Source organism: Tenacibaculum sp. SM2510 (genome assembly GCF_057002845.1).
Genome location: NZ_CP192703.1, coordinates 2,227,004 through 2,252,481 on the forward strand (window position 1 = coordinate 2,227,004; position 25,478 = coordinate 2,252,481).

27 protein-coding genes and 1 tRNA gene are annotated in these 25,478 nt (G+C 31.2%); 10 read left to right on the forward strand and 18 right to left on the reverse strand.

All coding sequences use genetic code 11. The features are described 5' to 3' along the window. Positions 1-234: 234 nt before the first annotated feature. From ACQ629_RS09960 to rimM, 3 genes are all read left to right on the forward strand, one after another. A complete protein-coding gene (locus tag ACQ629_RS09960; protein WP_260587001.1) occupies positions 235-426 on the forward strand; it encodes a cold-shock protein in 192 nt (63 codons plus the stop codon). A 173-nt stretch (positions 427-599) separates the two neighbouring features. Beyond that, positions 600-1,109 carry a 30S ribosomal protein S16 gene (locus ACQ629_RS09965; RefSeq protein WP_483704617.1) on the forward strand — a complete coding sequence of 170 codons (510 nt, stop codon included), beginning with the start codon at positions 600-602 and terminating at the stop codon, positions 1,107-1,109. A 20-nt stretch (positions 1,110-1,129) separates the two neighbouring features. Further along, positions 1,130-1,660, forward strand: a complete 531-nt coding sequence (gene rimM / locus ACQ629_RS09970; RefSeq protein WP_483707200.1) for a ribosome maturation factor RimM — start codon at positions 1,130-1,132, stop codon at positions 1,658-1,660. A gap of 93 nt (positions 1,661-1,753) precedes the next feature. Here the strand turns inward: rimM and ACQ629_RS09975 are convergent, their stop codons facing one another. Beyond that, positions 1,754-2,263, reverse strand: coding sequence for a GNAT family N-acetyltransferase (locus tag ACQ629_RS09975; RefSeq protein ID WP_483704619.1), 510 nt, complete (start codon positions 2,261-2,263; stop codon positions 1,754-1,756). Positions 2,264-2,320: 57 nt separating this feature from the next. Here ACQ629_RS09975 and ACQ629_RS09980 point away from each other — a divergent pair, with 57 nt between their 5' ends. Then, complete coding sequence (locus ACQ629_RS09980; RefSeq protein ID WP_483704621.1) at positions 2,321-2,911, forward strand: PhnA domain-containing protein; 591 nt, start codon at positions 2,321-2,323, stop codon at positions 2,909-2,911. A gap of 95 nt (positions 2,912-3,006) precedes the next feature. Here ACQ629_RS09980 and ACQ629_RS09985 read toward each other — a convergent pair whose 3' ends face one another. Together ACQ629_RS09985 and ACQ629_RS09990 are read right to left on the reverse strand one after the other, a co-directional pair. Next, positions 3,007-4,056 (reverse strand): nucleoid-associated protein, encoded by a 1,050-nt coding sequence (locus ACQ629_RS09985; RefSeq protein WP_483704623.1) that lies wholly within the window; start codon positions 4,054-4,056, stop codon positions 3,007-3,009. A gap of 33 nt (positions 4,057-4,089) precedes the next feature. Next, entirely contained in the window at positions 4,090-4,689 is a 600-nt protein-coding gene (locus ACQ629_RS09990; protein WP_483704625.1) for a ribonuclease HII, read from the reverse strand. Positions 4,690-4,759: 70 nt separating this feature from the next. On the opposite strand from ACQ629_RS09990, the gene ACQ629_RS09995 reads away from it, so the two are divergent. After that, a complete protein-coding gene (locus ACQ629_RS09995) occupies positions 4,760-6,724 on the forward strand; it encodes a putative porin (RefSeq protein ID WP_483704627.1) in 1,965 nt (654 codons plus the stop codon). A gap of 26 nt (positions 6,725-6,750) precedes the next feature. Then, entirely contained in the window at positions 6,751-7,005 is a 255-nt protein-coding gene (locus ACQ629_RS10000; protein ID WP_483704629.1) for a hypothetical protein, read from the forward strand. Here ACQ629_RS10000 and ACQ629_RS10005 read toward each other — a convergent pair. Together ACQ629_RS10005 and nhaC are read right to left on the reverse strand one after the other, a co-directional pair. Next, positions 6,956-7,408, reverse strand: a complete 453-nt coding sequence (locus tag ACQ629_RS10005; RefSeq protein ID WP_483704631.1) for a GNAT family N-acetyltransferase — start codon at positions 7,406-7,408, stop codon at positions 6,956-6,958. The genes ACQ629_RS10000 and ACQ629_RS10005 overlap by 50 nt on opposite strands. Before the next feature lie 103 nt (positions 7,409-7,511). Next, a complete protein-coding gene (nhaC, locus tag ACQ629_RS10010; RefSeq protein WP_483704633.1) occupies positions 7,512-8,978 on the reverse strand; it encodes a Na+/H+ antiporter NhaC in 1,467 nt (488 codons plus the stop codon). Positions 8,979-9,059: 81 nt separating this feature from the next. Here nhaC and ACQ629_RS10015 point away from each other — a divergent pair, with 81 nt between their 5' ends. Continuing rightward, on the forward strand, positions 9,060-10,082 hold the full coding sequence (locus ACQ629_RS10015) for a metal-dependent hydrolase (protein WP_483704635.1): 1,023 nt from the start codon (positions 9,060-9,062) through the stop codon (positions 10,080-10,082). On the opposite strand, the gene ACQ629_RS10020 is transcribed toward ACQ629_RS10015, so the two are convergent. Both ACQ629_RS10020 and ACQ629_RS10025 read right to left on the reverse strand, forming a co-directional pair. Continuing rightward, the gene (locus ACQ629_RS10020) at positions 10,079-10,717 is read right to left on the reverse strand and encodes a MarC family protein (RefSeq protein ID WP_483704637.1); all 639 of its coding nucleotides are present in this window, start codon (positions 10,715-10,717) and stop codon (positions 10,079-10,081) included. The genes ACQ629_RS10015 and ACQ629_RS10020 overlap by 4 nt on opposite strands. Before the next feature lie 15 nt (positions 10,718-10,732). Further along, positions 10,733-11,932: an aminotransferase class I/II-fold pyridoxal phosphate-dependent enzyme gene (locus tag ACQ629_RS10025; RefSeq protein WP_483704639.1), complete on the reverse strand. Its 1,200-nt coding sequence runs from the start codon at positions 11,930-11,932 to the stop codon at positions 10,733-10,735. A 165-nt stretch (positions 11,933-12,097) separates the two neighbouring features. Between ACQ629_RS10025 and ACQ629_RS10030 the strand changes: the two genes are divergently transcribed. After that, on the forward strand, positions 12,098-12,556 hold the full coding sequence (locus tag ACQ629_RS10030) for an Lrp/AsnC family transcriptional regulator (protein WP_483704641.1): 459 nt from the start codon (positions 12,098-12,100) through the stop codon (positions 12,554-12,556). Here ACQ629_RS10030 and ACQ629_RS10035 read toward each other — a convergent pair. The 4 genes from ACQ629_RS10035 to ACQ629_RS10050 all read right to left on the reverse strand — a co-directional run bounded on the left by ACQ629_RS10035 (position 12,551) and on the right by ACQ629_RS10050 (position 17,893). After that, entirely contained in the window at positions 12,551-13,651 is a 1,101-nt protein-coding gene (locus tag ACQ629_RS10035; RefSeq protein WP_483704643.1) for a DUF4407 domain-containing protein, read from the reverse strand. The genes ACQ629_RS10030 and ACQ629_RS10035 overlap by 6 nt on opposite strands. Before the next feature lie 96 nt (positions 13,652-13,747). Next, the gene (locus tag ACQ629_RS10040; RefSeq protein ID WP_483704645.1) at positions 13,748-15,739 is read right to left on the reverse strand and encodes a M56 family metallopeptidase; all 1,992 of its coding nucleotides are present in this window, start codon (positions 15,737-15,739) and stop codon (positions 13,748-13,750) included. Next, entirely contained in the window at positions 15,739-16,107 is a 369-nt protein-coding gene (locus tag ACQ629_RS10045) for a BlaI/MecI/CopY family transcriptional regulator (protein WP_218772171.1), read from the reverse strand. Before ACQ629_RS10045 ends, ACQ629_RS10040 begins: the two co-directional genes overlap by 1 nt. Before the next feature lie 397 nt (positions 16,108-16,504). Then, entirely contained in the window at positions 16,505-17,893 is a 1,389-nt protein-coding gene (locus ACQ629_RS10050) for a dipeptidase (protein WP_483704648.1), read from the reverse strand. 101 nt (positions 17,894-17,994) lie between these two features. Here ACQ629_RS10050 and ACQ629_RS10055 point away from each other — a divergent pair. Then, a tRNA-Leu gene (locus ACQ629_RS10055) sits at positions 17,995-18,076 on the forward strand. Positions 18,077-18,139: 63 nt separating this feature from the next. Here ACQ629_RS10055 and ACQ629_RS10060 read toward each other — a convergent pair. From ACQ629_RS10060 to ACQ629_RS10080, 5 genes are all read right to left on the reverse strand, one after another. Next, entirely contained in the window at positions 18,140-18,940 is an 801-nt protein-coding gene (locus ACQ629_RS10060) for a DNA/RNA non-specific endonuclease (protein ID WP_483704650.1), read from the reverse strand. 145 nt (positions 18,941-19,085) lie between these two features. Next, positions 19,086-19,529 carry an acyl-CoA thioesterase gene (locus tag ACQ629_RS10065; RefSeq protein WP_483704652.1) on the reverse strand — a complete coding sequence of 148 codons (444 nt, stop codon included), beginning with the start codon at positions 19,527-19,529 and terminating at the stop codon, positions 19,086-19,088. 167 nt (positions 19,530-19,696) lie between these two features. Then, complete coding sequence (locus ACQ629_RS10070) at positions 19,697-20,779, reverse strand: ABC transporter permease (protein ID WP_483704654.1); 1,083 nt, start codon at positions 20,777-20,779, stop codon at positions 19,697-19,699. Then, entirely contained in the window at positions 20,769-22,058 is a 1,290-nt protein-coding gene (locus tag ACQ629_RS10075) for a mechanosensitive ion channel family protein (protein ID WP_483704656.1), read from the reverse strand. The genes ACQ629_RS10070 and ACQ629_RS10075 overlap by 11 nt, the downstream gene beginning before the upstream one ends. 8 nt (positions 22,059-22,066) lie before the next feature. Further along, positions 22,067-22,762 (reverse strand): queuosine precursor transporter, encoded by a 696-nt coding sequence (locus tag ACQ629_RS10080; protein WP_483704658.1) that lies wholly within the window; start codon positions 22,760-22,762, stop codon positions 22,067-22,069. Between the two features lie 130 nt (positions 22,763-22,892). Here ACQ629_RS10080 and fabD point away from each other — a divergent pair, with 130 nt between their 5' ends. Further along, on the forward strand, positions 22,893-23,780 hold the full coding sequence (gene fabD / locus ACQ629_RS10085; RefSeq protein WP_483704660.1) for an ACP S-malonyltransferase: 888 nt from the start codon (positions 22,893-22,895) through the stop codon (positions 23,778-23,780). A gap of 60 nt (positions 23,781-23,840) precedes the next feature. Here the strand turns inward: fabD and ACQ629_RS10090 are convergent, their stop codons facing one another. Together ACQ629_RS10090 and ACQ629_RS10095 are read right to left on the reverse strand one after the other, a co-directional pair. After that, complete coding sequence (locus tag ACQ629_RS10090; RefSeq protein WP_483704662.1) at positions 23,841-24,251, reverse strand: MFS transporter; 411 nt, start codon at positions 24,249-24,251, stop codon at positions 23,841-23,843. A 9-nt stretch (positions 24,252-24,260) separates the two neighbouring features. Beyond that, positions 24,261-25,409, reverse strand: a complete 1,149-nt coding sequence (locus ACQ629_RS10095; RefSeq protein WP_483704664.1) for a DegT/DnrJ/EryC1/StrS family aminotransferase — start codon at positions 25,407-25,409, stop codon at positions 24,261-24,263. Between the last annotated feature and the right edge of the window lie 69 nt (positions 25,410-25,478).

The window sequence follows — 25,478 nt, forward strand, 5'->3', positions numbered from 1 at the left end:
GTGTTTTATTGAAGCGTTTAGGCATTATCAAAGTGTAAAAATACGAAGAAATTGTGGTGTTTTTAGGAGAAGTTATTAACGGGTTTATAGTGTGTTTTTAAGTTTTCTAATCAATAGAAACACATAATCTATTGTTATGTAGATGTTAAGTTTTAGTAATGTTGAAATAAAATTATTTAAGAATCGAATTATAAAAGTATCTTTGCACTTTATTAAATATAATATTTTTTTACAATGAAAGAAGGAACAGTAAAGTTCTTTAACGAATCTAAAGGTTTTGGATTTGTTACTGAGTCAGGATCAAACACAGAGTATTTTGTACATGTATCAGGTTTAATCGATGAGATTAGAGAAGGTGATACAGTAGAGTTTGACCTTAAAGAAGGAAAAAAAGGTTTAAACGCAGTTGATGTTAGAGTATTATAATATCTAAACGCACCAAAATTTTCTTAAGAGCTTGTTTTTCAGGCTCTTTTTTATTGCAATAATGTTACGTTTTTAGTTTTTAGTGAAAAAAAAATTATACATTTGCGCCCACTTATCACGAGATGATAAGATTTGTTAATAATCAAGGTCGCGTACCTTAAAAATTAAAAATTATGCCTGTAAAAATTAGATTACAAAGACACGGTAAAAAAGGAAAACCTTTTTACTGGGTAGTAGCTGCTGATTCAAGATCAAAAAGAGATGGTCGTTATTTAGAAAAAATCGGAACGTACAACCCTAACACTAACCCTGCAATAATCGACTTAGATGTTGATACAGCTGTAGAATGGTTACAAAAAGGAGCTCAACCAACTGATACTGCAAGAAACATTTTATCTTATAAAGGTGTTTTATTAAAGAATCATTTAGCTGGTGGAGTTAAAAAAGGAGCTTTAACACAAGAACAAGCAGATACTAAATTTGCTGCTTGGTTAGAGGAAAAAACTGGTTTAGTAGCTGGTAAAGTTGATGGTTTAGCAAAGGCAGATGCTGATGCAAAAGCAAAAGCTTTAGAAGCTGAAAAAGCTGTAAACGCTGCACGTATTGCTGCTAACACTCCTGCTGCACCTGTTGCAGATAGTGAAGAAGTAGCTGCAGATAACGGAGCAGATAGCGAAGAATAAAAAACTGTACTACAATGATGATGCAAAAAGAAGAGTGTTTTTATCTTGGCAAAATCGTTAAAAAACATAGTTTTAAGGGTGAAGTGGTTATTAAGTTAGACACTGATGAACCCGATCTTTACGAAAATTTGGAATCAGTTTTTGTCGATTTAGGCAATAATCTGGTTCCTTTTTTTATTGAAAAATCTTCGTTAAGTAAAAGCACTATGTTTCGTGTAAAATTTGAAGATGTAGATACCGAGCAAGATGCTGATGCTATCATGAGAGCAGGAATTTATTTGCCTTTAAATTTACTGCCAAAACTTACTGGAAATAAATTTTATTACCACGAAGTTATAGGTTTTACGATTATTGATAAAAACTACGGAGAGGTAGGTACTTTAGCATATATAAATGATAAAGCAGCGCAACCTCTTTTTGAAATTGAAAACGGAGATACCGAGATTTTTATTCCTATGATTGATGACTTTATTAAAAAAGTTGATCGAGATAATAAAACAATTGAAGTAGAAACGCCAAAAGGATTAATCGAATTGTATTTTGAAGATTAACTTTTCCTTTTAGAAAATAAATTAATAAAAAAAGCCTAGAAGATTTAATCTTCTAGGCTTTTTTTAATTAGAGAAAACTTTAACAAAGAAGTATCAATTTTTAAAAATATATTCGAAAACGCTATCCTCGCTATCATCAAAAACACGCTGTAAACCAATGTATTTAAAGCCTAACTTTTTTAAAAGTTTCTGAGAGGCTTCGTTTTTAGGCATCGTAAAAGCTAATACCTTTTCTTGCAGAAACTTAGCTCGAACATATTCAATAATTAACTTGGTAGCTTCTGCGGCATATCCTTTACCTCTTCCTTTGGGTAAAAAGCCGTACCCGACATCAACAAATTCTAATTTATCTCTTTGTAAGGCTGTTGAAGCACCAATAGGTTTGTTCGTTTCTTTTAAGATTACGGTAAAAAAACCTAATCCACCTAATTTAGAGTTTTTAAGTAAAACATCTTTTAAATAGTTTTCAGTTTCTTTAACAGATTTTAAACCTTTGTCGTTTATAAAATTTAACCAATCTGGGTCATTAAATAATTCGAAATAAAAAGGAGCATCACTCACTTTTGCTTCTCGTATAATTAATCTTTCACTTTCTAAATGCATCCGATAAAGATAAAATAAAAATGTATTTTTACAGACCTTAATTTATAGATTAAAAGAATGAGTTTATTAGAAGAATTACAAGATAGAAGTGGAAATCAATGTGAGTTATGTGCTTCAAAAGATAATTTATCAATTTATGAAGTTAAACCAATGCCTATCGGTGGCGTAGATGGTAGCTTGTTAGCTTGTGATACTTGTGTTGAACAAATCGATGATGTTGAAAAAACAGAAGTGAATCACTGGCGTTGTTTAAATGATAGTATGTGGAGTGAGTATAGAGCTGTAAAGGTTGTTGCTTGGAGAATGTTATCTAGACTTCGTAAAGAAGGTTGGCCTCAAGATTTGTTAGATATGTTATATTTAGAAGACGACGATTTGCGTTTTGCTAAAGAAAGTGGAGATCATTTAGATGAGAGTGAAAAAATAATTCATAGAGATGCTAATGGAGCAATTTTACAAGCAGGAGATTCTGTAGTATTGATTAAAGATTTAAAAGTAAAAGGTTCTAGTATGGTTGCCAAGCAAGGTACTGCTGTTCGTAGAATTTCTTTAGATCATGAAAATGCTAATTATATTGAAGGTAAAGTAGGGCCTACTCAAATCGTTATTATTACCGATTACGTTAAGAAAATGGCAGAGAAGGAGTAAGAATCGAACGATGAGATTCTGAAACAAGTTCAGAATGACGTTAAAAAATAACAATTAAAAAAGGGAACGTTTTAAAACATTCCCTTTTTTAATTCTTATTTTTCAGTATTGTAAAATACTTTGTAATATTTCATTTTTTTCTCTTCATCATAACCTTGTTCTAGATATTCTGAAGAAGCATCAGGTGCATCTACATCAATTTTAATTAGAATGTTAGTGTCGAGTTTAAATTCAGTTTTAAACTTACTTTTTTCTTTTTTTAATACTGCATCTGAAACTTCAAAGTTATTACGGATTAAAACATCATTTAAGCCTTCAAAGTGTTTTTTGTAGTCTTCAAACATATCTTTATGTTTTTCATCCTCAAAAATTTCTTCTTTAAAACCATGATAATCTACATTTTCATGTTCTTTAAAATAATCAACTGTACTTGCTAAGAAATTACTTTGTTCTTGTTTTCCGAATTCAGGTTTTATAATTTCTTCAGAAAAATCTTTACACATCTCTAAATAATTCTGAGTATGTAAATTACGGTCATCTGCAAATTTGGCGTTTAAGAAATTTTTAATCCAATATTGGGCATCATAATTATTGTTATCTACTGATAAAATTACGGTTCCTTCAGTATCCGAAGAATTTATGATTAAGCATCCTTTGTCTAGTTTTTTTGTTGAAATTCCTTTCTGAACGACAACATCAAAACTATCCTCATCTAAATAGGTTTGCAAAAAATCTACTTTGCTTTCAATTTTAAAAACACCAACAGCTTCAGTTAAGATGTCTTTATATTCAATGCCTTCAAAATAAACCACTAAAACATCTCCTGTTTTAATATTGGCAGAATTTGATTGTTCATATAAATGATTTACAATGTTTTTAGAATGTTCGATGAAGGTGTTTTCATCTTCAAAAATATCAGAAGTGTATTTGTTAATCTCGTTCAAACGAACATCAGCATGATGGTTAAAACGATAACTTTGTGTTACTGTACCAAAGTTTTTTAATAAAAAAGGCATCAGTAATTCGTAGCTTTCTTCATCGAAACGAACTAAGCTTTCTGAAAAAGCATTTTGGCCACTATTGTATTTATTAGCAACTTTATGAATAATACATTTGCTAATTTCTGCACGCGTTCTTTTAATCATCTTCTAAAATATTGAAAGACAAAAATAGAGAAACTAAAGTTTTAATTTAAATTGTTCGGGAAGTAATTTAAAAGTCATTCTGTGATAAGGAGTTGGTCCAAACTCACGAATAGCGTTTCGATGTTCTTTTGTTGGGTAGCCCTTATTTTTTCTCCAGTTATACTGCGGATATTCTTGATGGATTTTTTCCATATATTCATCTCTATAGGTTTTTGCTAATACAGATGCTGCTGCAATACTCATAAATTTAGCATCACCTTTTACAATTGTTTCGTGCGGAATTTCCTTATAGGGCTTAAACTTATTACCATCAACAATAATAAATGCTGGTTGCGGAGAAAGTTGTTCTATAGAGCGTTGCATACCAGTTATAGACGCTTGTAAAACATTTATGTCATCTACTTCTTTATGGTCAACAAAAGCAACTCCAAAGGCCAATGCGTGTTCTTCGATATAGGGACGCAGTTCTTGACGCTTTTTTTCTGAAATTTGCTTAGAATCATTCAGTAAATCATGATGAAAATCTTCAGGCAAAATAACAGCTGCTGCAACAACGGGTCCTGACAAGCAGCCTCTACCGGCTTCATCTGTTCCTGCTTCTAAAATATGTCCGCTATAATTTAATTTCAACATATTACAAATTAACAGTTTTCAAAGAAATTATTCACAATTTTTGTCGTTTAATTATTTTACTTTTGTCATTATGAAGAAATTTTTTATAATCATCATTTTATTAGGGATAAGTACTCAGTTGTATTCTCAGAAAAGAGACCTTCCGAGAGGTTTAAATGTAGGGAGTAGAGGTGGTTTTAATCAGAATAATGATTCTATATATGAAGGAGAAGTTAACGTAAAACTTAGCGGTAAAACAAAGTACACCGATTATAAGATAATCTCTTTTAAAAACGATACTACGATTGTAGATACAACACTAACGTTAAAAAAGCATTATAAGTTTAATTTTTTAAGAAAGGATAATTTCGAGTTATTACCGTTTCATAACCAAGGGCAAACATTTAATAATTTAGGATATAATTTTAAAGATATCTCTCAGTTTCCGGATATTGGTTTTCGTGCAAAACAGTTTAATTATTTCGAAAAAGAAGATGTAGATTATTACCATGTGCCAACGCCAACAACCGAAGTTTTATACAGAACAGGATTAGAGCAAGGGCAAGTACTAGATATTTTATTTACAACGAATTTTTCGAAACGATTTAACGTAGCATTGTCTTACAAAGGTCTTCGCTCATTAGGTAATTATAGGCGGGCATTAGCTAGTTCAGGTAATTTTAGAATGAGTTTTAAATACGAATCTCCTAAAGGGCAATATGCTATAAAGGGGCAGGCAGTTAATCAAGATTTTTTTAATCAAGAAAACGGAGGTTTAACAGAAACTTCTATGGATGCTTTTTTAAATGATGATCCTAATTTCAGTAGTAATAGAGGTAGGTTAGATGTTAACTTAAATGATGCGGAAAATACGCTTGAAGGAAAGCGATTGTACTTTGAGCATACTTTTAAATTAGTGTCTGCAAAAGATAGTCTACATGAAAATGATTTTTCTAACCTAAAAATAGGACATTCTTTTACAAGAGATTCTAAATACTATCGTTTTAGCCAGACAACTGCAACGCCGTCTTATTTCGGAGACGCAAACACATCAGGAAGTATAAACGATAAAGCCACTTATTTACTATATAACAATCAAGTTTTTTTAGATTTCAACTCTAAATATGTATTAGGTAAATTTAGAGTGAAAACAGGGTATGCATCTTATAGTTATGGTTACGAAAACCTGCAAAATAATTTAGTTGGAATTACTAAGAATAAATTAACAGGAAAAGCGGTTTCTTTTGGGGCAAATTGGAATGGGAAAATTAAAAATTTCTATGTAAATGCATCTGGTAATTTAACACCTGGTAGTGCAAGACTTTCGGGAAACGATTTAAAAGCAGAAGCTTTTTATAAAAAAGATAGTTTATTTACAATAAAAGCCCACTTAGAAATAAGTAATAAATCACCAAATTTTAACTTTTTACTACACCAAAGTAGTTATAATGACTATAACTGGGAAAACGATTTTGAGCCTACAGGAACTAGAACATTAGGTGGTGTATTTGAATCTAAATGGGGAAATGCATCTGTAGATATTACCAATATTAATAATTATACTTATTTTGATGAAACGAGTTCTCCGAGACAGTTTTTAGATAATGTTAATTATTTAAAAGCGAAAGTATCAAAAGAATTTACTTTCGGAAAATTTGCCCTAGATAATACAGTAATGTATCAAAAGGTCGCAAATGGTAATGCGGTATTTAGAGTTCCGGAAATTGTAACAAGAAACACCTTATATTATTCTGACAACTGGTTTAAAGGAGATCCTTTATATGTGCAAATAGGAGCAACGTTAAATTATTTTTCAGAGTATAAAGCAAATATTTATAATCCATTATTAGCCGAGTTTAGGTTGCAAAACGATACAGAGATTGGTTACCCTACGGTTGATTTGTTTTTTAATGCAAGAGTACGTAGAACACGTATTTACTTTAAGGCTGATAATGCGAGTTCTTTTTTCTTGAAAAAGAATTATTTATCCGATTCTAACAACCCATACAGAGATTTTGTAATCCGTTTTGGAATTGTTTGGAATTGGTTTATATAACTATAATGTATAGTTTATTGATAAGTATGAAACAACAAATAAAACAAAACTGGAAATTATTTTTAATAGCGAGTTTAACCTTAGGGTTGGCGCCTTTTAACCCGCCACATATTGTTGGTAAACTAAATTGGATTTTAGGTGGTAACGCATTTTCTGGAGCACAAGCAATGCAGTTTAAAGATTGGTTTGATGTTTTATTACACGGCTCACCTTGGGTGCTTTTAGTAATTTCTATTGTGTTAAATCTTTTTGCATTACTGGCAAAAAACGATTCGGAATAGTACTTTCTTTTTTATCGATTATTATAAATCCTTGGCTTTTATAAAAAGCTACCGCGTTTGGGTCAGCCAGTAAGTTTAATGTGTTAGCGTTCTGTTTTCGTGCTTTCTCAAAAGTATGAAGTAATAATTGTTTGCCAATTCCTTTTCCAATAAATTCAGGAAGTACAAATAACATTTCTAGTTCAATCTTATTTCCTTTTGGTTGATTTAAAATATAAAAACCTATAATTTTATTATTTTGAATGAATTTATAAACGAATACATTTTCAATCATTTTAGAAGTAACAGTTAAATCGCTTTGCCAACTTTCAATTAATTCATCAGTATATCCCCAATATGCTTTAGAGGTTAAAGCGATATCGGTTAATAAATCCGTGTCTTCTATTGTGGCTTTTTGTACCATATAAAAAAGATTCCGTCATTCTGAACAAAGTGACGGAATCTATAAAAAATAGGTTTTTAATTATAAGATTACTTCGGAATAAAAATTCCTCGTAATGGCGTATTTATTTTTTAGCGATTTCTCTAATTTTAATTCTAAAGGCAGCAAAAAGTAAAGTCATAAACGGACTTAAGTAATTAAATATGGCATATAAAGCGTATTCGCCAACACCAACACCTAAAACACCGGCTTGGTAAGCACCACAGGTATTCCAAGGAATTAATACAGAAGTTACGGTTCCAGAATCTTCTAAAGTTCTACTTAAATTCTCTGGGGCCAAACCTTTGTCTTCATAAGCTTGTTTAAACATTTTACCAGGGATTACTAAAGCCAAATATTGATCTGAAGCAATAATATTTAATCCTAAACAGCTAATAACAGTACTAGCAAATAACCCGAATACAGAAGTTGCAATCGCTAATAATTCTTTTGTAAGTTTTGCTAAGGCACCAATAGCATCCATAACACCACCAAAAACCATAGCACATATAATTAGTAAGATTGTCCAAAGCATTCCTACAACACCTCCAGCACTAAATAATTCGGTTAATTTTTCATTATCAGTTTGTACTTGAGTATCTGTTATAACAGCATTTAAAACGGATTGATATCTAGATTCAGATAAAGCATCTAACACATCACCTTGAAAAATAAAAGCAAAAACAGCCGCTAAAATAACTCCGGTACCTAAAGCAACTAATGGTTTTGTTTTTAATAAAATCATAGCAATAACTACTGCAGGAACGACAAATAATACTGGTGAAATATGAAATGTATTTTTAATGCTCGCTAATAAATTGCTTATATCTGTGCTTCCTGTAGTGTTAATTGTAGCGCTTAAAATAGCAAAAACAATAAGTGTAATTATAATTGTTGGCACTGTGGTTAATGCCATGTATTTTATGTGTGTAAATAAATCGGTACCAGCCATTGCAGGTGCTAAATTTGTAGTGTCAGAAAGTGGCGACATTTTATCACCAAAATAAGCTCCAGAAATTACAGCACCAGCAATCATTCCCGTAGGAATTCCTAATGCACTACCAATTCCTACCAACGCAATACCTACCGTTGCTGAGGTGGTCCAAGAACTTCCTGTGGCTACCGATATAATGGCTGCAATTATTACCGATGCAGGTAAAAATATTTCAGGACTCAATACTTGTAATCCGTAATATACCATGGCAGGTATAATTCCACTTACTAACCAAGTTCCTGCTAAAGCCCCAACTAAAAATAAAATCATAATGGGTACAAAAACACTTTTCCAGTTTTCTAAAACTTCAGAAACCATTGTTTTTAATGGCACTTTATTGAAAAAACCAACACCAGCCGCAACGAATCCTCCTATTAATAAAATATATTGATTAGAATAATCTCCTAGCCAAGCTCCGTCTGCATAAAAAATATTATATGCCAACAAGCTCATTAAAATAATTACAGGAATTAAAGCTTCCCAAATATTTAGCTCTTTATTATCAATAATTTTTTGACCTTCTATATTAATTTCAGATAAGTTTTTATCGTCTTGCATTGTATCCTATTTTTCGGTTTGTAATGTTACGATTTTGTATAGAATTATACAAGTAGAATTCGTTTACTACATTTGCTTTATATGGATTCATTAACTCAAATTGTTTTAGGTGCTGCTTGCGGTGAACTGGTACTTGGTAAAAAGATAGGAAATAAAGCATTATTGTTTGGCGCAATAGGTGGTACAATACCCGATTTAGATGTTTTTATTGGTGGATGGTTGTATGGAAATGAAATTGATGCTATGGCTTTTCACCGAGGGTTTATGCATTCAATGTTATTTGCTGTTTTAGGGTCTTTTCTCTTCGGGTGGATAACTTTTAAATTATACAATAAAGGTAAACGTAGCGAGACAACGACATTGAGAAATTGGATTTGGCTTTATTTTTTAGCGATTTTCACACATCCTATATTAGATAGTTTTACACCCTACGGAACACAATTGTTTTTACCATTTTCTGATTATAGAGTCGCTTTTAATAATATTTCGGTGGTAGACCCTTTATACACATTGCCGTTTTTAATATGTTTAGTTGTTGCGATGTTTTATAATCGAAAAAGAACAAGAAGAACAGCTTGGCTAAAAGCAGGTATTTATATTAGTTCGGCCTATATGTTATTTACTTTAGGGAACAAAATTTATATAGATGGGGTGTTTAAAAAATCATTCGATAAAGCTGGTATTTCTTATAGTCGATTTTCTACACAACCAACAATATTTAATAATGTTTTGTGGTACGGAGTTGCAGAAACAGAGAAGAATTATAAAATAGGGTTCTACTCATTATTTGACACCAAAGCAACAGTAGATACAATACTAACGATTCCTAAAAACAGAAAATTGTTAGATGTAAATCATCCCGATATTAAAACCTTAACCTGGTTTAGTAAAGGTTATTACAATTTAGTGCCAATAGATTCGTCAGAAAATGTACAATATTTAGATTTACGTTACCCTTTATTAAACCCTAAAGATTCTACAACATCAGTCTTTCGATTTGAGCTAAAAGAAGATGGAAATCGCTGGGATATGGTTCCGTTTTCAGGAAACCCACCTTCTAAAAAAGATTTAAACGAGTTTTTAAAACGATTTTGGGGAGTTTAAAGAGCGCTAAAAATATCTAATAATATTGGTTTTAATCCGCTAAAGAAAAACTCTACAGCAATAACCATAACAATTAACCCCATTAAACGCATCATAACATTAATACCAGTTTGACCAATAACTTTTATAATTTTAGATGAGCTATATAGTATTATATAAGTTAGTAAAATTACTAAGAAAGCAGTAAAAATTAAAGCTATTTTTTTCTCAATAGAATCAGCATCTTCCATCATAACAATTGCGTTTGTTAAAGCTCCAGGACCACAAATCATAGGGATTGCCAGTGGTGTTACAGAGATGTCGTTTACATAGTTTTTTACTTCAGGATCTTTCAATTTTACTTTTCCTAATCTTGCGTGTAGCATATCCATTCCCATTAAAAAGAAAATTACTCCACCAACAATTCTAAAACTATTAACTGAAATTCCAAAAAAGTTGAATAATAATTGACCAGAAAAAGCAAAAATTAAAATAGTAATGAAACTAACTATCGATGCTTTTTTTGCAGTTTTTGTTCTATGATTTTGATCTAAATCGGCCGTCATAGTCATAAAAATAGGCATGGTGCCAAAAGGATTTATCAACGTAAAAAAAGACGTAAATGATAAAATACCAAAAGCAATTACTTCATTCATGATTTATCTGTTTATTTATAAAATATTAGTTTTTAACATACAAGATTTTATGTTTTTATATGTTCTTTCAATATCGTTATCTAAACCAATAGAAAAACGAATTAAGCCGTCAGATAAACCCATTTCTTTTTGTTCATCTTCTGGTATTTCTGAAGAAGTTGAGGTTCCTGGAGCAGAAAATAATGTTTTGTAAAAACCTAAACTTACGGCTAAATAACCGATGTTTTTTTCTTGCATTAACTCCATTAAAGCATTCGCTTTTTCTAACGATCCTGCATCAATAGTCAACATTCCACCAAAACCGTATTCTTCATTCATCATTGCTTTATATATTTCATGAGACGGATGTGATTTTAACCCAGGATACACTGTCTTTAATCCGTCTTTTTCAAATTTATCAGCTAAATAAGCAGCGTTTTTACTATGTTGTTTCATACGGATATGAAGTGTTCTCATGTTCTTTAAGATTGATGAAGAGCGTAAAGAGTCCATCGAAGAACCAAGCAACATACTGGCACCATCAATTACACTTTTTTGTGCGTTTATAAAATCTGTTGAGGCACAAACAACGCCACCCATAGTGTCAGAAGAACCATTTATAAACTTTGTTAAACTGTGTATTACTGCATCAGCACCTAATTGAGCAGGCGAAATAGACAATGGCGAAAAAGTATTATCAACCACTAATTTTAAATGGTGCTTTTTTGCTAAAGCAACTAATTTTTTAATGTCAGCAACTTCTAATAGCGGGTTACTTACAGATTCGCAATAAATCATTTTTGTTTTTTCGGTAATGGCCGCTTCTACGATTGCTAAATTTGTAATATCAACAAACGATGTTTTTATGCCCATTCTAGGGGTGAAATTTTTTAAGAAAGCATATGTTCCACCATAAATAGTTCTACTAGAAACAATATGGTCATCAACACCGCAAATTTGTAGAATTGTAGGTGTAATTGCTCCCATACCAGAACCAGCAACATTTGCAGATTCAGTACCTTCCATAGCAGCCAAAGCTTCACTTAAATATAAGTTTGAAGGAGATGTGTGACGAGAATATAAATAACATCCATCAGTATTGCCTTCAAAAGTATCAAGCATTGTTTTTGCCTCTAAAAATGTATAGGTAGAAGAATCGGAAATAGAAGGGTTTATGCCTCCATATTCTCCAAAATATTGTAAGTCTTGAATATTATCAGCAGGTTTAAAATCCATAATACAAGTTTTTAGTTGTTTTTATCGCTGTAAATCACTTGTTTTTTTGATTATAAATCAATGTAAATATTAAATTATAGATTATTTTTCTTTAAATTTGAAGCTAAGTAGTTTTAAAAGGTGGTTTTTAGCTTTTTAATGCTTAAAAACAATTAAAATTTTCAGATGAAATTAGATGCAATTGATAAAAAACTTTTAAGGTTACTTCAAGAAGATAGTAAACAAACAACAAAGCAGTTGTCTTTACAATTAAATTTATCGGTAACGGCTGTTTACGAGCGAATTAAAAAGCTAGAAAGAGAAGGGGTTATAACTCAGTATGTAGCCCTCTTAAATAAGAATAAGGTAGCAAAGTCATTTTTAGTTTTTTGTCATTTAAAACTAGAAAAACACACCAAAGAAAACATTGTTGATTTTGAGAGTGAAATAACTAAGCTAGAAGAAGTAACTGAATGTTACCATTTGAGTGGCGATTACGATTATATCTTAAAAGTTTATGTAAAAGATATGGATGAATACCGTGATTTTATGGTAAACAAATTAACTACTTTAAGGCATATAGCTAGTACTTATAGTACTTTTACTATCGGAAAAGTTAAGAGTTCTAATGTGATAGTATTATAAAATATTCTGTTGATTTTTATAAAAAGTATCGGCTTGAAGTTTCATGAGGTTACGTGCCATTTTTTGTTTGTAATTGTATAATTCCTCCTCGGTTTTTAAATCGGAATATACTTTGTTGTTGATGTCAATGTCTGTTTTTAAAATAGCTTCTCGTTGCTGTACTTGTTGCTTAATCCACGTTTTTATAATGGATTCTTGATTCTCTAATTTAAAATCATATTCTCCTTTAGAACTGATAAGTTTCGAGAAGATAGGCGCGGTTTCAATAGCTAAGAACAATAAGAAAATAAAGAAGGACGGTAGCCAAGGAAGTTTATTTAAAGCTTCTATCCGAGCCATTAATCCGTCGAAATTAGAAATTATGGGTTGTGTTTTCGTTTCTGTTAATTTCTGATTTTCTTGTAAGTTTACAATTGCTAATTCTTTCGCTTTAATTTTTTCGTTATTACTTTCCTTTAATAATTGTAGCTCAGCTAAAGCAGCATCGTGTTTGGCTCGTTTTTCTTTGTATACAGGGCCTTTTCCTAAACGCTTCGTTCCTTTTGTGCCTTCAGCTTCTGCAATATAAGTTTCATACAAGGTATTTGTTTCGTTCTCTTTTACAATGTTTTCGTTTTTTAAAGCTTCAATTTCTAAATTAATATTGTTTATTTCGGGTGTAAACTGTTGTGCAATTTGAATTTTGTTATCTAAAGTCATTTGGTTTTTATCTGTCAATAACACTTGATTAATTTCTTTCTCGAATATTTTTAACTCTAGTGGTTTAGAAATTACCACAGCAATAATAAAAGCTAAAAGCAAACGCGGAATTACCTGTGCTATTTCTTGACGTTTTGATTCTCTTTTTTTGATGGTTGAAACAATAAAACGATCTAAATTAAAGATTAGCAACCCCCAAATAAATCCAAAAAAGATAGCTGAGTATAAGTTATCGAAAACTGTAAATAAAGCATAGCTACAAGCAATGGTTGCCATTAGTGCTGTAAAAAAAACAGTAGCACCAATACCTGCGTATTTATTTTGCTCTCCGTTAGAGCAATCTTTAATTAAAAGTAAGTCTACTCCCGAACAAATTAAGAAAAATTGTTTTAACATATAATCGATTATATATAGTAAGAACGATGCTTTTAGAAGAATGTTACAAAAAAAGCCTCAATTAAGAGGCTTTTAACAGAATATGGACTAATAAGACTATTTTTTATGAGATATGATGTATACAGAACCATTGCCATCTTTACTCTTTTTAACATTTACTGATTTAATTTTTTCAGGATTAATTTTGTCTATTTCTTTTTTACTGACAAGTTTTCCATCCAAATAATATTTAGTATTTGCATGACGCGAATTGTTTTTATTTATCTCTTTTCCATTTTCATCAACAGATCTTCCCCATCGGTTAAAATAGATAGTTTCTCCTTCTTTTTTTACATAATATAAAGTTTGATTATTAACCTGTTTCCAACCTTTTTCTTGATTGTCTTTGCTTGTAAATAGAATTACTTTTTTAGTATCAATATTTTGAGTTGATACATTTAGTCCTTTTTTATTTTTTACTAATCCAAGGATTTCTTTATAAGGAACTTTCTTACCATCAAAATAAAAAGTAGCATTAGGATGTTTAAACACCAATTCTTTAGCACTCACTGGCGGAGGTGGTGGAGGAATATTAGAAACCTCACCTTTTTTAACCTTAGGAAAATTCACTTTAGGCGGCGGTGGAATGTTTCCTGTCCTTATCTCCCATGCAGTATAGGCTTTTTTTGCATTTAAGATTTCTTCTTTACTCGCGTTAGGAATAGGAGGTGGAGGAGGAAGTAATAATTTGTCTTCTGCCGTTAACTTATTTTTTAATTTATAAAATATCTTATTATTTTTCCTTAACTTAACATAAGGATGTTGAGGGAAAACAGGTCTTTTAACTTTCTCTTTCTCTAAGCTTGAAAGTTTAAAATACATGCCACTTAGTTCAGAAAATAAATTCTTTATTTCACTTTGTCTTTTTTCTGAGCTTTTTATAAAATGAGGGTTCTTAGTTCTTACTTTTTCATAAGTACCGTTTAATGCAATATATTTTTTAACATCATCATAAGGGAGCTTTTTTGTTAAAACCTCTTGATTTTCTTCAATACTGAATTTAAGAGCATCTACATTTTCTAACTTCAGATTAATATCATCTAAAACTTGTTCAGAAGAAATACTTTGTTTTGACGATTCTCTTTTAATAGGTGCGTCTAAATATTTTTTCTTCGGAGCTTCTTTAATTGTTATCTCTTCAATTTTATACTTGCTTTTTAAAGGAACTTCTTCGGAAATTGTTTCTTGCGCTTCAACTCTTTCAGCAAACAAGAATACGAATCCTACCATAACTGGTAGTACAGCCAGTTTTTTTAATAAGACTTTGGTTGGTGAACTTTGTTTTGTCATCATTAGTAATCTTTTTTTAGTTAATAAATAATTCAAATTACTGGCCAAGTAATATTCGTTGTTCCAAGCAGTTTTATTCAATAATAAATATTGATACTCAGAAATATTTTTATGATTAGAAATCACTTTTGTGTCTGCTAAAAACTCATGATTTAATTGTATTGTTTTTTTTAAGAAGTAAAAAATAGGGTTAAACCAAAAAACAATTTTTAAAACCTCAATAAGCAACACATCAAAAGTGTGTTTTTGTGTAGCATGTGTAAGTTCGTGGGTAAATAATTCTTCTTCAATTTTTTGTGAATTATATGCTGCTTTATTGATGAAAATATAATTCCAAAATGTATGCGGACTTATTTTATCATCAACTAAAACCAACGTCGCTTTTTGATGTTTTATTGTAGTGTTTTTTCGTGCTTTCTGATAAATAGCAACTACGTTTTTTATAAACCGAATTAATAAGATACTCGATATAATAATGGAGAAGCATATTAAGTAATTAAAATAATTAACAGGTGTTTCAATGACTTCTGCAGTTTCAAAAACAATAGGTTCTTGTGTTGTTAGTTGCGCAGTTTCTATAATTTGAAAAGGAGCAACTTTTGTGTAAATTATAAATAACGGCGCTAAAAATGAAAATAACACACTACCTAACAAATAAAAACGATTGAATTTGTGCATTTTTTCTTGCTCTAATACCAAATGATAAAAAAGTAGCAGTAGCGTTAAGCAAATTCCAGATTTTATGAAATAACTAATCATTATTGTTGTTTTTTAATTTGACTATCGATAATTTTTTTTAAGCTTTCTAATTCAGATACGGACAAATCAGTTTCTTTGGTAAAGAAAGAAGCAAACTGACTAGCAGAATCATTAAAGAAATTTTTTATCAATCCGTTTACGTGCTTCGAGAAATAATCTGTTTTTTTAACTAGCGGATAATATTCTCTAGACTTTCCGAATAAATTATATGCAATAAAACCCTTATCATTCATTCTTTTTAACAAAGTTGCTACTGTTGTTGTTGCTGGCTTAGGTTCTGGGAACTCCGCTAATAAATCTTTCATAAAAGCTTTTTCTAGCTTCCATAATAATTGCATTACTTGTTCTTCGGTTTTTGATAATTGCATAGTAATTTGCTTTTATTGCTCTACAAACATAGAGCAAATATTTTAATTCTACAAACGTAGAGTTAGTTTTTATTTGAATTAGATAGTAATGTTAGCGTTAAGGATTGCAGAGAAAATCCTTTTACTGTTGTTTCTAGTTATTTTGAGGAACGAAAAATTATAGGAAAAACAGTAAAAGATTGTAACGGAAAGCCTGCCGTAATTATTCTTAAAATAATTACGGAACGCCCAACTTCTGAATGTAATTTTATGCTTATGTAAAATCAATAAAAGTGACAGGTATAAAAAAAACCGCTCATTGCTGAACGGATTTTTGTTTGTAATTATTAGATAAATTAATGTCTATTGCAGCACTGTCGAGAACTTTTAAAATCGTTCGACTGCACTCAAAGTGATATTATTTAGATAATTCAGTAAAATACTTATAAAAATATGGAATTGTTTCAATACCTTTTAGGTAATTCCAAATACCGAAATGCTCGTTTGGTGAGTGAATTGCATCCGAATCTAATCCGAATCCCATTAAAATAGTTTTACTTTTTAATTCTTGCTCAAATAAAGCCACAATAGGAATACTTCCTCCACTACGTTGCGGAATAGGAGTTTTACCAAAAGTTTTGGTATAGGCTTTGCTAGCTGCTTTATAGGCGATGTTATCGATAGGTGTAACATAACCTTGGCCACCGTGATGCGGTGTAACTTTTACGTTTACTGATTTCGGAGCAATGCTTTCGAAATGATTTTTAAACAATTCGGTAATTGCTCTCCATTCTTGATTTGGCACTAAACGCATTGATATTTTAGCATAAGCTTTACTTGCAATTACTGTTTTTGCACCTTCACCAGTATAACCACCCCAAATTCCGTTTACATCTAAAGTAGGGCGAATAGAGTTGCGTTCGTTGGTTGTGTAACCAGCTTCACCATGCACATCTTCAATTTTTAAAGCATCTTTATATTTGTCTAATGAAAAAGGTGCTTTTGCCATTTCATCACGCTCTTCACGAGATAATTCTTCTACATTGTCGTAAAAACCAGGAATAGTGATATGATTGTTTTCATCATGTAACGAAGCAATCATTTTTGTTAAAACATTGATTGGATTTGCTACTGCACCACCATATAAGCCTGAGTGTAAATCACGATTTGGCCCAGTAACTTCAACTTCAACATAACTTAAACCTCGTAAACCTGTAGTAATTGATGGAATATCGTTAGCGATCATTCCTGTATCAGAAATTAAGATAACATCGTTGGCTAATTTTTCTTTATTTCTTGGTACAAACCAAGCTAAACTTTCAGAACCAACTTCTTCTTCACCTTCAATCATGAATTTTACATTACAAGGTAAGTTTCCTGTACTTGTCATGTATTCCATTGCTTTTACGTGCATATACATTTGGCCTTTATCATCACAAGCACCACGCGCAAAAATTGCACCTTCAGGGTGGATGTCTGTTTTTTTAATTACAGGCTCAAAAGGAGGTGAAGTCCATAAATCAATAGGATCCGCAGGTTGTACATCATAATGACCATACACCAAAACGGTTGGTAAATTTGGGTCAATTATTTTTTCACCATAAATAATAGGGTATCCAGGGGTTTCGCAAATTTCTACTTTATCACATCCCGCTTTTTCTAAACTGTTTTTAACAACATCAGCAGTGTTTAACACATCTTTGCTAAAGGCAGGATCTGCACTTACTGAAGGGATTTTTAATAAATCGATAAGCTCGTTTATAAATCTATCTTTATGTTGAACAATATAATCTTGTACGTTTTTCATGTGTTGTAATTTAGTAAGCATCAAAAATAATAAAAATTTAGTGCTTCTCCTTTGTAGTTTACAAGTATTGTTTATATTTGCAGCCACAATTCAATATGTATGCGGGTGTGGTGGAATTGGTAGACACGCTAGACTTAGGATCTAGTGCCGCAAGGTGTGAGAGTTCGAGTCTCTTTGCCCGTACAGATTTAAAAAAAGCTTCTCATTTACTAGAAGCTTTTTTGTTGTTTTAAAAGTTTGTTGTAATTACCTAAAACTCCAGTTTTTATAATTACTAGAAGCTTCTAGCTTCGCTTCAATAGCATCCGGCAGTTCAGGAAAAAAATCGATTCCCGTTTTTTCCTCTAAGGCATCAATAGAAACTACAAAATCATATAAAGGTTTTTTACTTTCTTTATGAGGAAATAAAAAAGCAATAGCCTTTATTTCTGGCTGTGTATAATCTAAGAGTATCTTATAAAATTCAGTAGGAATACTTACTTTATCTTTTCCAATAGTTTTTAAACCCGGTTTTAAAACACCACCGGTTACTACATATAAATGTTGATTCTTTTTAGCCCAATACCGTGTTTTTTGCTCTAATCTGTTCCAAATACCAGCATTAAAATCATGCTTTTGTGGCGAAATATTAGAGGTGTAAAAAGTTTCATCGTGGGCTTCTTTAGAATAACGTTTATCGGCAGCAGGACATAAATGCCCTTTGTCATACCCAGATTTCTTATAACTCCGCCAATTGGCAGATTTTGTCTTTACTTTCGGGTCGTTAATAAAATAAGGACGCTTAAAATCATTATAAACAATATCATTTTTACTTAAAGAATACGCAACCCATTCCGCTTGTTCATTTTCCTCATTATAAGATAACTGATATCCATCGTGTTTTATAATAACACCCGTTGTTGAGCTTGGTAAATAATTAAAACCATTTACATCTTCAATTACTATATCCGCAGGAAAATCAATAGCATTTTCTTGAGGTTTTAAATAATAAGCAACGATTAAAACGATAATAGCAACTACTAATTTTATTTTTTTAGAACTACTCATTAACTAAACACTTTTTCTGTTAGGGCCTTCTTTTACGTTATTCTGAATTTATTTCGGAATTTCATCTAAAAGAAAGCTAATCATTTGTGATGGGAATCTGAAACAAGTTCAGATTGACGAAATCAATTCATTGCTGAGAAAGAAATTAACTTTTTAGTAGAATCTCTTTAAAATCTTCAGTTTTTTCTACTTGATCAAAAATTGTTTGAAATTTGGTTGGAGGCACCGATAGTTTTCTCTTTACCAGATCTAACCAAGCTCCGTACACGGTAATTACTGCTGATAATTTTCCTGCTTCATTAAAAACTTCATGTTGAATTTTCCAACGTTCTCCTTTACTCGATAACCCAATCACTTTAAGATTCACAGAAATATCGGTTCCCATATGAACTTCACGTAAAAACTTGGTGTTCTCCTCAAATAAAATCGGACCTGTTTTTTCTTTTGTAAAATCCTGAATAGTAATATCATGTTCTTTAAAAAAACGCAATCTTACCTCTGCAGCATAATCGTTGTATGCTGTGTGTCGCATATGTATATTGGCATCAAAATCTGACCATCTTGTTTTAAAATCTACACTAAAACTCATTTTGTATTTTTTTGAAAAGCGAAGATACAAATTTTCATTTTTTTAGCGTTACCACAAGGGTCGGGCTTTTCGCACTCGCTTTTTGTTCGTGCCTAACAAAAGAGCTTAAACAAATGCTACAATCCCTAACGCAAGTATAATTATTAACTTTCAGTGAAGTATTAAAGTTAAGACTTAACATCTAAAGCATCACGAAGCGTGTTACCTATTAACATAAAGGCCATTACTAAACTCATAATTGCCAATCCAGGAATTAATGCTAAAAAGGGCTTTCCTAAAATAATATAGTTATAATGATTTTTAATCATTGCTCCCCAAGACGGAGTAGGAGGTTGTGCACCGATTCCTAAAAAACTCAAGCCACTTTCTATTAAAATTGCCGCTGCAAAATTAGCCGCAGATATTACAATTATAGGTGCTAAAATATTCGGTAAAATATGTTTAAAAATAATTCTGAAATCAGAAAAACCCAAGGCTTTCGCTGCTTCAACATATTGTTGTTGCTTTGTAGTAATTACTTGACCGCGTACCACACGAGCAACTTCTACCCACATTGTTAAACCAACGGAAATAAACACTTGCCAAAATCCTTTTCCTAATGCTAAAGTAATTGCGATTACTAATAATAACGTAGGTATAGACCAGGTGATATTAATAATCCACATAATAAAATCATCAACCTTTCCACCAAAATAACCTGCAATTGCTCCAATCGGAATTCCGATTAAAAGCGAAATAAACACAGCTATAAATCCGATGAAAAAAGAAATTCTTGCTCCGATTAATAACCTGCTTAATAAATCGCGCCCGTATTTATCGGTACCAAACCAAAAGGTTTTTTGCTGAATATATTCTTTAGGTTGATTTTTAAACAAAGACAGCGGATAGGTTTTCGCTAAACCGTCGGAATATTTTAAAATTTCTAACTGATTATCTGTTAAGGTATATGATTTTATGGGTATTTCGGTAGGCAAATGCTGTTTTCCATCCATAAAAACAGAAAACCATGATTGTTGTTCTTTTGATTTTGACGGAATACTAAGCATCATAACAGAAAACCCTGGAGATTTAGAGTGAATTTCTAAATGCATCTGGTTTGCAGCGTTGCTATTGTCTGGCGCAATCACGTAACAAAAAACAGCTGTTAATCCGCAAAAAACTATAAACAAAAAGCTAAAAACACCAATTTTACTTTGCTTAAATTTTTTGATAGCTAATTGCCATAAAGAGTTGCTTAGATTATTTTTCACGTACAGTATTTTCTTTTTTAGTAACAGAAATGTCTCTTAGATTTTGGATATCAATACTTGATGGATTTTGAAAAATTTCTAAATCGAAATATTTAACAGAAGCCAAAATATGATCAAAAATATTAGCCATAACACGCTCGTAATCTTCCCATACTTTTTCTTTACTAAAAGCATAAATCTCTAAAGGAATTCCGTTTGGTGTTGGCTCTAATTGACGAGACATTAATAGCATATCTTGATTTATTTGTGGGTGATTTTGAATGTAATGATCTAAATACACCCTAAAAGAACCAAAATTAGTTAGGTTTCTACCGTTTAATAAAACTGTTTTGTCAACGTTGTGTTCGGTATTGTAATCATTTACCTTACCACTAGCTTCATTGATATAATCAGTAATTAAATCAATCTTTTTAAAATTTTCAATATCCGATTCCGTTAAAAAACGGATACTATTTATCTTAATTAATATAGCGCGTTTAATTCTTCTTCCGCCAGAGTTACTCATTGTTCTCCAGTTTTTAAAAGAATCTGATGTTAAATAATAGGTTGGAATACTAGAGATAGTATTATCAAAATTTCTAATAATAACTGAAGTTAAATTAATTTCAACTACATCACCATCTGCGCCATATTTATCCATTGTAATCCAATCACCAATTCTAACAGTATCATTTACGGCTACCTGAATACTTGCTACAAAGCCAAGAATAGTGTCTTTAAAAATAAGTAGTAACACTGCAGAAAATGCTCCTAATGCAGTTAAGAACTTAATAAGAGGTTTTCCTGTTAATACAGAGAAAGATAGTATGATACTTATTAGCCACAATGCAATCATAAAAATTTGCACATAACTATCTAAAGGTTTGTCTTTAAAAGCATCCATAGTTCTTAAAAAGTCTTTTATACTATTCAGTACACTTTTTAAAAACCAAACAACAGAAAATATAATAGCAATACTAAGAATACGCTCGGCGCTCGATAAAATATTAGGGAAATCTGCTAAAAGTTCTTTTATGAAGTTAAATACAATGATAAGAATTACACTTCTAGATAGATTTAAGAACACCTTGTTTTTAATAAGCATATCATCTAACTGAGTGCCTGTTTTATCTGCTATTTTATGAATGGTTTTCCTACCAACATATCTAATTATTCTAAAAAGAATAAAACCTAAAAAAAGAAAAATAATAAAGTTTACTATAAGGTTTAGATAGGTTGCTAATGTTTCAGAAAGTGATAATTGCTCTTTAAAGATGTTGTAAAAAAATTTATCAGACATAATTTAATTTAAGAGTCAAAAGTAGGTATTTCTTGGCCAACTTTTAAATTGAATTTTTTTCTAAACCAAAAAACAATAAGATATAAAATAGGAGTATCTAGCGCAGCTACAATAACTTTAAATAAAAATCCGCTAATTAATAAGCTTGTAAAAATATTCCAAGGAAGTACTTTAAAAGAGCACAATAAAAATACTACGGTAAAAGTGTCTATAAACTGAGAAAGAAAAGTTGAGAAGTTGTTACGCAACCATAAATGTTTTCCGTTGGTTAAGTTTTTCCAATAATGAAAAATTCGAATATCAACAAACTGAGCAAATAAATAGGCAAGCATGGATGCTAAAACAGCTAATGGAGATAAACCAAATACTGTAGAAAAGGTTTTGTTATCAATAGGAGAGCTATTAATTGCAGGAGCATAATCGGCAATTAAAATAATTAGCATAGAAAAGAACGAGGCAAAAATACCAGCGATTACAACCTGATTGGCTTTCTTTTTTCCGTAAATTTCAGATAAAATATCGGTAATTAAAAAAGTAATTTGGTACGGTAAAATTCCTGCAGAAATTTCAAAACGATATAAATTAAATGGTTCCCAGTAAAAAAATTTCTGAAAAATTAAGTTAGAAGTCACCAAAGAAGCAATAAATAATGCTGCTAAAATTAAATATATAAGTTGAGCTTTGCTTTTTAAATGTTCAGTCATAGAACGAAATTACTAATTAATAATGATTTTAAAAATGTGTATGTTTGCAACTTATATTAAACGATAATTAAAAGACAAAATCTTCTTTATCGATTATATCAAAAAATAATAACAAATTAGAGAAAAACAGATGAAAGCATATATTTTTCCGGGTCAAGGAGCGCAATTTACAGGTATGGGATTAGATTTATATGAAAAATCTCCATTAGCTCAAGAACTTTTTGAAAAGGCAAACGATATACTAGGTTTTAGTATTACTGATGTAATGTTTGAAGGTACGCCAGAATCTTTAAAAGAAACAAAAGTAACCCAGCCAGCCATATTTTTACATTCAGTAATCTTAGCAAAAGTATTAGGTGACGATTTTAAACCAGAAATGGTTGCGGGTCATTCGCTAGGAGAATTATCAGCTTTGGTGGCAAACGGAGTTTTATCTTTTGAAGACGGATTAACATTAGTGTCTAAACGAGCTTTAGCTATGCAAAAAGCGTGTGAAATTAAGCCGTCTACTATGGCAGCTGTTTTAGGTTTAGATGATAAAATAGTTGAAGATACTTGTGCAGAGATTGACGGAGTTGTAGTTGCTGCAAATTATAACTGCCCAGGGCAATTGGTAATTTCGGGAGAGGTAGAAGCAATAGAAAGAGCTTGTGCGGTGTTAACTGAAAAAGGAGCACGTAGAGCTTTGGTTTTGCCAGTTGGAGGCGCATTTCATTCGCCAATGATGGAGCCTGCTCGTGAAGAGTTAGCAAAGGCAATTGAAGAAACTATTTTTAGTGAACCAACGTGTCCGGTATATCAAAATGTAGTTGCAAGAGCAGTTACAAATCCTACAGAAATAAAAGAAAATTTAATGGCGCAATTAACGGCTCCAGTAAAATGGACACAGTGTATTCAAGCAATGATTGCTGATGGAGGAACTGAGTTTGTAGAGGTTGGTCCTGGTAAAGTATTACAAGGTCTTATGCGTAAAATAGATAGAAGTGTAGCGGCTAGTGGTGCTAGTATTGAAGCTTAGATAAATTATTTATAAAGTATAAAAAAAGCGAACTCAATTTTGAGTTCGCTTTTTTTATATCTATAGTTCAGGGTTTTTAATTTTTAAAAGTTTATATATTTTATCTTCTTTAGGTGCTAAAAGAATCATATAAAATAAAAGAATAACTCCAAAAAGAATAAAATCTGGTTTTAATAATAGGATTATAAAACACGCAGCTTCTATAATGGCCCACTTAAAAATAGAGGCACTTTGATAAATCACGAACTTTTCATCATCACTATCACCTTCTTTTATTTTGTTTAAAGTATTTTTAAATATAAAATTACTCAGTACGTATGCAGCAGCAGGAATAAAAGAATAGATTAATGAAGCATTGTCTATTTCTAAATTTAAAATATTTTTAAAATCACCAATTAAAAAATAAGCTAAAGTAACTCCAGATATTAATGCGAGGTGAATTATTTTAAGTGTTTTTATTTTCTTATTCATAGTTATTTATTAAATAAAGGCATTGATTTTTTTTGTAATAAAAGCCAATTGTTCTTCATCCAATTCGGTATGCATTGGTAATGAAATTACTTCATCAATTAACTGATTGGTAACTGTAAAATCAGCTTCATTATAACGTTCATCTTTATACGCTTTTTGAGCATGTAAAGGAACAGGGTAATAAATCGCATTCGGAATATTATTATCTAATAAATATTGATGTAATTCATCACGTTTTCCATTCGTAATTCTTAAAGTATATTGATGAAAAACATGGCAGTTGCAGGTATCACATATATTGTTACCACAAGAACTAGTTGAAGGTGTTATTATATTAGTATTACTAGCAAAAGCATTGTTGTAAAACATGGCAGCTTTTCTACGCGCATCACAAAAACTATCTAATAAAGGTAGTTTTATTTGTAAAACAGCAGCTTGTAAACTATCTAAACGAGAATTTACACCAACAACATCGTGGTAATAACGCTTGTACATTCCGTGATTTACAATTCCTCTAATAGTATGTGCTAAATCATCATCGTTGGTGAAAATTGCACCACCATCACCATAACAACCTAAGTTTTTAGAAGGGAAAAATGACGTTGTTCCTACGTTTCCAATAGTTCCAGATTTCTTTTTTGTTCCGTCAGAAAAGGTGTAATCTGCACCAATTGCTTGTGCATTGTCTTCAATAACAAATAAGTTATGCTCTTTGGCAATTTCCATAACCGCTTCCATATTTGCACACTGCCCGAATAAATGAACAGGAACGATAGCTTTGGTTTTTGGAGTAATAGCCTTTTTTAAAGCATCAATATTAATGTTAAAAGTATCAGCATCAACATCAACTAAAACCGGCGTTAATTTTAATAATGCAATCACTTCTACAGTAGCGGCAAAAGTAAAATCGGCAGTAATAACTTCATCACCTTGCTCTAAGCCTAATCCCATCATTGCAATTTGCAATGCATCGGTTCCGTTAGCACATGGTATTACGTGTTTTACATCTAAATATTTTTCTAAATCAGTTCCGAAGCCTTTAACTTCAGGTCCACCAATATAATAGGCTGTGTCTAAAACACTTTCGAAAGCCTTATTTACCTGTGGTTTTATTTTTGCATACTGACCCTGTAGGTCAACCATTTGAATTTTTTTCATCTTAAAAATGAATTTATTGAATTTCAAAAATACGAATTAAATTTCTGTTATCTTTGAAGAAAATCCTTA